Annotated in this window: 4 protein-coding genes and 2 pseudogenes; all 6 read right to left on the reverse strand. The window is 38.3% G+C overall.

Annotation, left to right across the window (positions count from 1 at the left end; genetic code table 11):
* Positions 1-231: pseudogene (locus HMPREF0666_RS18350) on the reverse strand (hypothetical protein); the annotation flags it as partial.
* A 633-nt stretch (positions 232-864) separates the two neighbouring features.
* Entirely contained in the window at positions 865-1,863 is a 999-nt protein-coding gene (locus HMPREF0666_RS15585) for a replication initiation protein (protein WP_009013353.1), read from the reverse strand.
* Between the two features lie 7 nt (positions 1,864-1,870).
* Positions 1,871-2,011 (reverse strand): hypothetical protein, encoded by a 141-nt coding sequence (locus tag HMPREF0666_RS18355; protein WP_009013354.1) that lies wholly within the window; start codon positions 2,009-2,011, stop codon positions 1,871-1,873.
* A 429-nt stretch (positions 2,012-2,440) separates the two neighbouring features.
* On the reverse strand, positions 2,441-2,722 hold the full coding sequence (locus HMPREF0666_RS15590) for a type II toxin-antitoxin system YafQ family toxin (RefSeq protein ID WP_004384764.1): 282 nt from the start codon (positions 2,720-2,722) through the stop codon (positions 2,441-2,443).
* Between the two features lie 4 nt (positions 2,723-2,726).
* The gene (locus tag HMPREF0666_RS15595; protein WP_009013355.1) at positions 2,727-2,972 is read right to left on the reverse strand and encodes an Arc family DNA-binding protein; all 246 of its coding nucleotides are present in this window, start codon (positions 2,970-2,972) and stop codon (positions 2,727-2,729) included.
* 75 nt (positions 2,973-3,047) lie between these two features.
* A pseudogene (locus tag HMPREF0666_RS15600) lies at positions 3,048-4,048 on the reverse strand (hypothetical protein); the annotation flags it as partial.

A 4,048-nucleotide genomic window follows, 5' to 3' on the forward strand; every position in this document is an offset into this window, starting at 1 on the left:
AACTTCAGGCTTATTTTTATATGTTCCAATTCTAATAAGAGTATTTGTCTTCTTTGAATAGATCAGATATGGAATTCCTGCTGTAGCAGGAAGTATTTTTATATAAAATTGTTGATCTAGCGATTTATCCTTAAATTTTTCTATAGTTACTTCTTTTCCCTTATTTGTTACACTTAAAAAAGCGTCTTTCGTCAGAATTTCCTTGAACTTGTAGGTATATAGGTATCTCATCAAGTTGTTCTAGTTCTTCGGATAAATCATAATCATAATAATTAGCTCTTGTTTTTAGGTGTTTGATATTTTTATGGGTGCCTTTAATCGGTAATATAGTACTATCTTGAAGAGCTATAACATTATGACTAGTTGTAGTTAACTCCTTTAATTCTTTACTATATTCATCATTAGAACATCCTTCAAAAAAGGATATTATACAGATTGTAAAAAGGGAAAGTAATATTTTCTGTTTCATATTGAATAGGGATTAAAAGATTAATAGCTGTAAATTTAATGATATTTTTTTAATATAAAATCAAAATAGTTATTTTTTTCTGCTTTTAATGCGTTAATAATCCAGCCAAGAAGATTCTCTGGCTTTATTTGAAAGTTTGTAGGTCATGTATACACAAGCGAGCAAAGGCAGTAGCTGAAAAACTTACCCGAGAATATAAATTAAAGACCGCTGACGAGCTCGGAAAGAATAAACGGACAATTATAAGGGGGAAAAGCCTTAAAAGCGCTCAAATCGCTTAGAAATATTGATTTTGCGAAAATACATATTATACTTTGAATAACACAAAAAAAATAAATATTATTTTGATGATAATTTGTATTGGATATTCTACAGCTTAATCCAGTAATAGATTTTTATCTTATACTAAAGTCTTCACGAAGTATTTTCAAGATGCTATTTTTTACGTGGGTAGGTGTCATCTTCCCAAGGTTGATTTGGTCCTCATAGAAGCCTATACGCTCGTAAACCTCGTGCAGCTTTGCAGCGTTCAAAATGTTCTCCATTGCGGTTGCTGGTCGGTTGTCCGTAGGAAAGTCAAGAGCCTTTTTAATACGCTCATAAACAAAATTATACTCCACCACGTTAGTACCTGTTATCTCTTTCTTCTTAACAGGTTTGATATAAAGCAGCAGTGTGTCTGCCTTTGGCTTCCTGCCTTTTTTGGGATTACGGCACTTAAATTCATAGTCAAAGTGAACGTCCGAGGAACTTGCGTTTATTTCTTTCTTTGCCACCTCGAGAATTTTTTCTTTAATATGCGTGTTTGTGTATGATTTCCCGACTTTCATATCCTTGCGAAATTGCTCAATCGGGTATTCGTAAATTGTCCTGTCTCTCTGTGAGCAGATAATCTTATAAATCCGCTTTGTGTACTTTCCACGCAGGGTTAAAGCTGTAACTTTGTTAAACAACGTACCTCCTACACCTGTGCCGTAATATATCAAGAAAGGCACTGCCCAAATGTTGAAGTTCAAATCCACTCGGTTTGTCCCTTTGTTGTCGTGAATGGTTGAAATTATAGTGCCGTAGGTTTCTATCTCCTTTTTGGTCGTTGGGTGCTGCCACCGAAATTCAAAAGGTTTCTTTATCAAGTCCCTTGCAGCTGCAATCACTTTCGCTTTGTTATTCTCTCCTCCTGCATCATCGCAATTGATAGTAACAAAGGGCTGGTTGAATATATCACGCTGAAAGTCTATCTTTCTTTGCATATGCTTTTGCAGGGCATCTGCAATACAGGTTAAAATGTTCTCCTGTATTGGGCTGATGTCGTATTGCCCGAAAGTCACGTTGTTAGGCTGGAGCGTCATAATCTCCTTTTCGGTCAGCTGCCTGTTTTCCTCATTCTTTCCCATAGCTTTATTATCTTAGTTCAACCTTGAAAGCCTTAATCTCGCACTTGTCGAGCATTCTCTGCAATCCGTAGAAATCCCAATCCGTACCCTTTGGGAGTACTTCCCTCGTTCCGTCATTGTTCGTTAGAGTAACTTTGTACATGTCCATATCATTTTGGTTTTGAATTATGGTGCAAAGATAATAAATAAAAAGACACAATCAAAAATAATTGGTGTTTTTTTATATATAAATTTAGTAAATTTGTGTCTTTTGTTTTAGTAAATTCGTGTCTTTTCCTATCCATATTTTAGTAAATTCGTGTCTTTTCCCCTCTCGGAATGCCTGTAAATACAGGGGTTGTAGGCTTTCTTACAAGAATATCTCTACAATAAGAATAAACAATAAGGGAAAATTTTTAGTCGGGTGGTAGCCCGATTAAAAATTAGGCGTTGTTAGAAGTGAATAAAATGGGAAAGAATGAAAGGACCCCCTTGGGGGGAGGGGGTACTACAAAGATATAACGTTTTATGGGCTGTAAAGATTTTTTACTTTTTGGTATTATTCTACCATTTTTTGGCAAAATAATACCATTGAAAATTATTTTTTGAAGAGTTCAGAATGGCTTCCAATACGCACTAACTTGATGAGAGGTTTTTCCTTGTCAATCCAAATGAGAAGAAAATCTTCCTGCACATGACATTCAAGAAAACCCTTGTAATTTCCGAAAAGTGGGTGTGGCTTGTAGTCCTTTGGAACTACTCCTGTTTCCTCCAGGCAATCAAGAACCTTTTGCAAGTCGTCTAACTTTCCTTGGTCGTACTTGTATCTCTTGAGGTCTTTCTTGAATTGCCCTGTAGGTTTGATTTCAAACTTTGCCATACTATTACAAAGATTTCACGAAGTCCTTAAAGTTAGCCATGTCAAGGGTTTCAAGTTCCTTTCCTGACAGAGCTTCATTCATGGCTGCGATGGTGGTTTCGTTGGGTTCGTGATAGACGAGCTGCAAGAGTGCGCTTTCAACGTAGTTGTTCAGGCTCCTATTGCTTGCCTTGGCACGTTCTTTCAGTGCTTCGAGCAAGTCTTGTGGTAATCTGAAAGATGCTGGTTTTCTAATTGTTGTTGTATTCATGTCTTCTATTTGTATTTGTTTGTATTGCAAAAGTAATACAAAGTATTTGAAAAGCAAGGAAATAAATGTTTTTCTTTAGTAGCGTAGTCCTTGCCCCCTGTCTATCGTTCTTACCTGTTCCCCTCGAGCAATCGCCCTTAAATCACGTTCCCAAATTGCGCAGCCTGCATAATTCCCATGCTTCACTTCTGCCTTTTCCTCGGCAGCTTCAAGAAGATAATCGGCTCGTTCTTCTCGTCTGCTTTTGCCCAGAGCGGTGTCGATGGTCAGGACATCAGAACTGCTGAAGGCTCTCCGTTTCATATCCGTGATGCAGTCGGAGATGCAATCGACAGCTTTTCCTATGATGCTCTCAATGCGTCTGTACCTGGTTTCAATCTCGTTTTTGATTTTCTCACATTCTTCTGCTGCAGCTCGGAGTGGGGTTGCTCCCCATAGGCTGTTTTCTACGTCTGCACCATTGAAAGCCCTGCTAATCCTGTTGTCAAAGGACTTCGCCAACGTAATACCCTCCTCTATTTGCTTTAATTGGTCGTTTTTTTGCGATATGAGCCGCTTTTGGTCTTTCAGCGTGCTGTTTGTAGAGTTAAGGTCATTTTGAGCCTGAAAGAGGCTTAAATTGATTTTTTCAAGTTCTTTCTTCTGGTCATACACTGATATTGCAAGGTTGCTGCGTTGGCCGCTAAGTTCAAGGTTTTTCATCCACATAGTGTGCATTTCTTTTCGCAATGTAGTATTTTTGTCCTCAAGTTCTTTTTGTTCCTGCTTTTTCTCCACTACATTGGCTTCGGCTTTTCTTGCTTGTTCTTCCGCTACTTGCTTTCTTTTCATGGCTTCCTCTGCTTCTTTTTCCGCCTTATATTGCTGCGGTGTTTTGTGTTTCTTGTCGCTGCTTTGTCCTCGCTCCATGTCGAGGGTGTTTGCCACAATCGTTTGGATCTGCGCCATGTGTGTTCGGTTGTAGTGCATTGCCCTACCTGTTCCGTGGTCTATCCAATCGAATACCATATGAGCATGAAGATTTAGTTTGATTTTGTCTTTGCTCATCTTGTAGCCCTCGTCCCTATGAATTGCAA

Source organism: Prevotella sp. C561, from assembly GCF_000224595.1.
Taxonomy (GTDB): Bacteria; Bacteroidota; Bacteroidia; order Bacteroidales; family Bacteroidaceae; genus Prevotella; species Prevotella jejuni.